5 protein-coding genes and 1 pseudogene are annotated in these 6,611 nt (G+C 65.8%); all 6 read left to right on the top strand.

Going from position 1 to position 6,611, the window contains the following annotated elements:
- Nucleotides 1-319: pseudogene (locus APY03_RS44830) on the top strand (pilus assembly protein); the annotation flags it as partial.
- Nucleotides 316-1,485 (top strand): PilW family protein, encoded by a 1,170-nt coding sequence (locus tag APY03_RS30585; protein WP_068683018.1) that lies wholly within the window; start codon nucleotides 316-318, stop codon nucleotides 1,483-1,485. The pseudogene APY03_RS44830 and the gene APY03_RS30585, both read left to right, overlap by 4 nt.
- Nucleotides 1,482-2,033 (top strand): pilus assembly PilX family protein, encoded by a 552-nt coding sequence (locus APY03_RS30580; RefSeq protein ID WP_068683016.1) that lies wholly within the window; start codon nucleotides 1,482-1,484, stop codon nucleotides 2,031-2,033. Before APY03_RS30585 ends, APY03_RS30580 begins: the two co-directional genes overlap by 4 nt.
- A 41-nt stretch (nucleotides 2,034-2,074) precedes the next feature.
- A complete protein-coding gene (locus APY03_RS30575; RefSeq protein WP_068683015.1) occupies nucleotides 2,075-5,188 on the top strand; it encodes a pilus assembly protein in 3,114 nt (1,037 codons plus the stop codon).
- Nucleotides 5,185-5,730 carry a GspH/FimT family pseudopilin gene (locus APY03_RS30570; protein WP_232081121.1) on the top strand — a complete coding sequence of 182 codons (546 nt, stop codon included), beginning with the start codon at nucleotides 5,185-5,187 and terminating at the stop codon, nucleotides 5,728-5,730. The genes APY03_RS30575 and APY03_RS30570 overlap by 4 nt, the downstream gene beginning before the upstream one ends.
- A 116-nt stretch (nucleotides 5,731-5,846) precedes the next feature.
- Nucleotides 5,847-6,611: DUF6502 family protein (locus APY03_RS30565; RefSeq protein WP_068683109.1), on the top strand; the 765-nt coding region annotated here is incomplete at its 3' end.

Below are 6,611 nucleotides of genomic sequence, written 5' to 3'. Positions count from 1 at the left end.
CGGCAACTGTCCGGCCGCTACCGGCAGCCGCCAGCAGGTCGACGCCGCCGAATGGTGCAATGCGCTCCAGGGCGCGGCGGAGACTTCCGGCACCAGCAAGCTGGGAACCGTGATCGGCGGCCGCGGCTGCGTGGAGGACCTGGGCAACAACGAGTACCTGATCACGGTCGCCTGGCAAGGCCTGGTGCCGATCTCCGCGCCGTCCGAGGGCGTCGCGTGCGGCAAGGACCTCTACAACGGCGATGCAGCATCGCGCTGCCAGAACGACCTGTGCCGCCGCACGGTGACGACGCTGGTGCGCATCGGATCACTCACATGAAAGTGCCATCCCGCGATCACTTCCTGCGCCGGCATGCCGCTGCCGCTCAGCGCGGCCTGACCCTGATCGAGCTGATGGTGTCGATCGCCATCACGCTGATCATCGTTGCGGCCTTGATCACCCTCTACCTCAACGTGTCGCGCTCCAACCGCGAGATGGTCAAGGTCAACCGCCAGATCGAGAGCGGCCGGCTTGCCGTGCATGTCCTGGAGAACGAGGTTGCGCACGCGGGCTTCTGGGAAAACTACATGCCCCAGTTCGACGACCTGACACTGACCACCGTACCCGCCGACGTGCCGACCGGCGCGGCGCCCGACCCCTGCCTCGCCTATACGGCCGCCAACTGGACCGAACTCTACAAACGCAGCCTGCTCGACATTCCCGTTCAGAGCTACGAGGACGTTCCCGCCGGCTGCGCCGCGATCGTGACCCACAAGAAGGCCGATTCCGATGTGCTGGTGGTGCGTCATGCCGAAACCTGCTTCCCGTCGGCAGCGCCATCCAACTGCGAAGCGGACGTCGCAGGCAGGCTGTACTTCCAGTCGTCGCTGTGCGCGACACAGACGCCCTCGACTTTCGAGCTGAACATCGCAGGTTTCAATAGCATCCTGCGCAAGGATTGCACCGCGGCCGCACCCAAGCGCAGGTTCATTTCTGACATCTACTACGTCCGGGACTACGCCGAAACGGAGGGCGACGGTATCCCGACACTGGTGCGCGCGCGCCTTGACGTTGCGGGCGGCACACCCGTCTATCCGGAGCCGGTCGCGCTGATCGAGGGCATCGAGGGCTTCCGCGTGGAACTGGGGTTGGATACGCTCGGCAAGACCGGCCTCGCTGTGGACTACACCCAGGCCATCAACTGGCTCGATGCCAGCAACAAGACGACGCCGACCAATCGAGGAGACGGCAGCCCCGATGGCGCGTTCGTGCGCTGCACCACCGGCGCCCCATGCACGGCGGACCAGTTGATCAACACGGTCGCCGTGAAGCTCTACCTGCTGGCGCGCAGCATCGAGCCCTCGCCGGGCCATACCGACAGCAAGACCTACACGCTCGGCAGCGCCGCGGCGCTTCCCGCGTACAACGACCAGTACAAGCGGCACGTGTTCTCCACCACCGTGCGCCTGACCAACGTCGCAGGCCGAAGGGAGACGCCTCCGTGAGAACCAACCACACGAGCCGACAGCGCGGCGCCGCGCTGATCGTCGGCCTCATCATGCTGGTGCTGATCACGCTGACCGTGGTCGTCGCCTTCAACGTCAGCATCTCCAACCTCAAGTCGGTGGGCAACATGCAGACGCGCAACGAGGCCGTCGCCGCAGCCAACCGAGCGATCGAGGAAGTCGCCGCCTCGCTGCTGCCGCCCAATGCGGACGGCAGCCCGTCGATGGTGGCGCCCACGGCGACCGTCAGCCTGGTCGACATCAACAACGATGGGAAGACCGACTACACCGTGCAGGTCGCAGCACCCACCTGCGCGCGGGTGACCAAGGCCTCGGGCGGAGGCGGCGGCACGACGACCGGCCCTGGCGGGATCACCGGCGGCGGCTCCACCAGCGGCTCGGGACTGACCGCGCTGCCGGATCAATACAACGCGGTCTGGGACATCAGCACCACCGTGACCGACGCCGCCACCGGCGGCTCGACAGCGGTCCGTCAAGGCGTGCGCGTGCTCATGAGCCAGGCGCAGTTCGAAGCTTTCTGCCCCTGAGGGGTTCTTTCTTGTGATCAGACGATGAACAGGTTCGACAAATGAAAAAGAACTTTCTCAAACCACTGTGGGCCGCTGCCGTGCTGGTGCTGCAGCTGGCGGCGCCAGCGCGGGCGGAGGACATCGACCTGTTCACCGGCTACACCCCGGCCGTGACGGATCTTCCCAACGTGATCTTCGTGCTCGACAACACGGCCAACTGGAACCAGCCCTTCGAGGCTGAAATGACTGCTCTGGCGAGCGCCTTCGCAAGCCTCAAGCCCAACAGATTCCGCGTCGGCCTGATGATGTTCAGCGAGACGGGCAATGGCAATTCGAACGTCGACGGAGCTTATGTACGCGCCGCTGTCCGCACGCTGGACGATGGCACCAAGGTCAAGTACGGTGCACTGTTTCGCGCGGACAGTCCCGGCAGGCTCGACAAGCTCAACGACAAGTCCAATGGCGGCAAGGTCGGCAAGACCATGGTGGAGATCCACCGCTACCTCACCGGCGGCGAGCCGATGGCAGGCAACAACAAGCTGAAGACGGACTACACCGGAAACGTCACGGGCACCGCGGCATCGACGGCCATCTACGCATTGCCTGGCAATGCCCTGGGCGCATTCAACGGCACGGCCTACAACAGCCCCAACACGGCCCACTGCACTGGCACCTACGTCATCTACATCAGCAACGGTGCTCCGCAGGACAACACCAGCGACACCAAGACCGCGGCCGATGCGCTGCGGGCTGCCGGCGGCACGACGAACACCATCACCCTGAGCCCCAGCGGATCGCAGGACAACATGGCGGATGAATGGGCCAAGTTCCTGAACACCAGCCTCGGCGTGAAGGTCTACACCATCGAGGCCGCCGCTGCGACCGGTGGCCAAGGACCCGGCTGGACCGCGCTGCTCAAGAGCATGGCCGGCCAGAGCAAGGGCGAGTATTACGACCTGACCTCGAAGCCCGACCTGGGCGCGGCACTGGGCGACGCGCTCAACGACATCTTCAGCAAGATCCAGTCCGTCAACAGCGTGTTCTCCTCGGTCAGCCTGCCCGTGAGCGTGAACACGCAAGGCACCTACCTGAACCAGGTGTTCGTCGGCATGTTCCGTCCCGACCAGGACGCCTTGCCCCGCTGGAACGGCAACCTCAAGCAGTACAAGCTGGGCCTGGATGGCAACAAGCAGCTGATCCTGCAGGATGCCGACGATGCGAACGCCATCAACACCGAAACCGGCTTCATCGCTCCCTGCGCACGCAGCTTCTGGACCCCCGCGCGCAGCGACACCGACAAGTACTGGAGTTTCCGTCCGGCCGGCGACTGCATCGGCAAGGAAGTCGCCGACAGTCCCGACGGCAACATCGTGGAAAAAGGCGCCCAGGGCTATCTGTTGCGACACATGACCGTGGCCGCCCGCAACGTCAAGACCTGCGCGCCCGGTGCCTGCACGGGCTTGATCGACTTCAGCACCGGCAACGTGTCGCGCTCGGACGTCGGCGTGGCGACCGACGCCGACCGCAACACCCTGGTCAACTGGGTCCGCGGCGAGGACAACAAGGGCGACGAGAGGCTGGACAGCAGCGGCAACCCCTTGAAGGATTCCAACGGCAATCCCCTGACCTACCCCGACATGCGCCCATCGGTGCATGGCGACGTGGTCCATTCGCGCCCGGTAGCCATCAACTACGGCACCGATGCTGCGCCACAAGTCGTGGTGTTCTATGGCGGCAACGACGGCGCGCTGCGCGCCGTCAACGGCAATCGCAGCACGACCAGCACCCTGTTCGGCTCGGCCCCTGCCGGCAGCGAGCTGTGGTCGTTCATCCCGCCGGAGTTCTACGGCAGCCTGAAGCGGCTGCGCGACAACACGGTCCGCATCAACTATCCCCAGACCGCCGCCACGACCACCGGCGCCGCCGCACCGAAGCCCTATGGCATGGATGGCCCGGTTTCCGCCTACCGGCAGGGCAGCGATACCTGGCTGTTCGCGACCATGCGCCGCGGCGGACGCGCACTCTATGCCTTCGACGTGTCGAATCCGACGGCGCCCACGCTCAAGTGGCGCAAGGGCTGCCCGAACCAGGACAACGACACCGGGTGCGACACCGGCTTCGAAGGCATCGGCCAGACCTGGTCGGCGCCGAAGGTCGTCAAAGCCTCGGGCTACAGCAGCGGACCGCTGCTGGTCTTCGGCGGCGGCTACGACAAATGCGAGGACGTCGACACGAACGACCCCGCAAAAGCGTGCAGTTCGAGCACCAAGGGCAACAAGGTCTATGTGCTCGATGCCAACCAGGGTACCGTGCTCAAGACCTTCACCACGAACCGCGCGGTGTCCGGCGAGGTCACGATCGTTACCGATGCCACGGGCCTGGCCAAGTACGCCTACGCAGCAGACCTCGGCGGCAATGTCTACCGCATCGACATCAAGGACGCGGCACCCGGCGCCTGGACCATGATGACGCTCGCCTCACTGGGTTGCGACGATGCCGTGGGCTGCACCCCCAACCGCAAGTTCATGTTCGGCCCCGACGTCGTCGAGGACAACGGGGTCTATGTGCTGCTCCTGGGTTCGGGCGACCGCGAGAAGCCGCTCCAGTACTACAGCAATGCCTTGTCCGTTGCCAACCGCTTCTACATGCTGGTGGACAAGCCCTCCGACGACACCTGGCTGAACGCCGAGCCCGCACGCTGTGGCTCCGTGAAGGTGCTGTGCCACCAGTCGCTGGTGGCGATCACGGGCACGGCGACGCCGACCGGCACCGAACTGGCGGCCAAGAAGGGCTGGTACCTGGCGCTCGCGGCGGGCGAGCAGGTCGTGACCTCGTCCGTCACGGCCTATGGCACCACCACGTTCAGCACCCACATACCGACCGACCCCTCCAGGCAGAGCCAGACCTGCCGCGCCGACCTCGGCACCGCCAGCGTCTACAACGTCTCCTATCTCGACGCCTCCCCTCCGCAGGGAGGGACGCGTTCCGACGTCATCGTCGGTGGCGGTCTGGCCCCGTCTCCCTTCGTGGGCCGGGTCAGAGACGACAACGGCGGCCAGCGCGACGTGGTGATCGGAGGCAGCCGGGACTCCGTGCTGAGCCCCAAGGAAGCCGTCGGCAAAGCCGCCTTCCGCCAGCCCAAGGGCCGGGTCTACTGGTTCATCCAGAAGTGAACGCTGCAGTCCATCGCCCGCGCGCGGTCAAGCTCGGACACCGTCCGGGCAGCCGCCGGCGCGGCTTCACCCTGATCGAGCTGATGGTCACGATCACGGTGCTGGCGATTCTCCTCGCGGTTGCCGTGCCATCCTTCGATGGAATCCGGCTTTCCAACCGCCTGACCTCCTATGCCACCGATCTGCTGTCCGGCAGTCAGTTGGCTCGCACGGAGGCGATCAAGCGCAACGCCCCAGTCACGATGTGCGTGTCCGCGAACGGCACCAGCTGCAGCACCTCCGGCGGCTGGGAGTCCGGTTGGATCGTGCTCAGCGGCACGACGGTCATCCACCAGCAGCCGGCCGCCGCCGCGGGCTACAAGCTCACGGAAGGCGGCGGCGCCACCTCGCTGACCTTCGAGTCCACCGGTGTCGGCGCCAGCCAGGCCACCTTTACCATCTGCCGCGCAAGCCCCAGCGTGGGCGGCCAGGAACGCGTGGTCAAGATCAGTGCCACCGGGCGGGCATCGATCACGCGGACGGCGCTCGGCACCTGCGCCTGAGGGCGGGCGAGTGATTTTTCATGCGATGCTCGGCGACATGCAAAATCGGCCGGCCGAGTCCCCTTCGGCCCCACAACAACAACGGAGCATAGGCATGGGGCGGGCCCCTCACTGACATGGAAAACCAGCTCGCCTGGACACTTGCAGCGTGCGCGCGCGTCATGCGTCCGGTAGTCCGGCTCGCATTGGCCATGGGAGTCAAGCATCCTCATCTCGAGGAATTGCTGCGCGACCTGCTGCTGGACGAGGCGCGCCGTTCCTGGCAGGCCCAGGGCGTCAAAAGCCCCAACATCAGTCAGCTCTCGGTTTCGACAGGGCTCAACCGCAAGGCCGTCACGGCCAAGGTCCGCGAACTGGGCGAAACCCTGCCGCATACCGAAATGTCGGCGGCCGCCAAGACCTTCACCCTGTGGCTGCAGATGCTGGCCGAGCATCCCGAGCACCGGCGCCTGCCCGTCGTGGCCGAAGCCGGCGTGCCTTCATTCGAGACGGTAGCCAGGCAAGCCAGCCGCGGCAACATGCACCATCGCGCCATCCTGGACGAGCTGGCCCGCCTGAACATGGTGGCCGAGCACGAAGGCCACGTCGAGATCACCGCCGACGCCTTCGTGCCCGCGAAGGATCTGCAGTCGATGCTGGCCTTTTTCGGCGACAACGCACGCGATCACCTGCTGGCCGCCGTCTCCAACACGCTGGGCGAACGGGCACCCATGCTCGAGCGCGCGGTCTACGCCAACGGCGTGACCCTGCAGGACTGCCAAGGTATCGAGCAATTGGTCCGGCAACGCTGGAGCAGCTTGCATCACGAGCTGACGCAAGAGATGACACGGGCCGTCACTTCCGTCGCCGGAAGCGCATCGGGCCGGATCCGTGTCGGCATC

This window comes from Variovorax sp. WDL1 (genome assembly GCF_001541225.1).
GTDB lineage: Bacteria > Pseudomonadota > Gammaproteobacteria > Burkholderiales > Burkholderiaceae_C > Variovorax.
The sequence above is the reverse complement of the archived record's forward strand: the minus strand, read 5'-3'. Positions and strand labels throughout refer to the sequence as shown.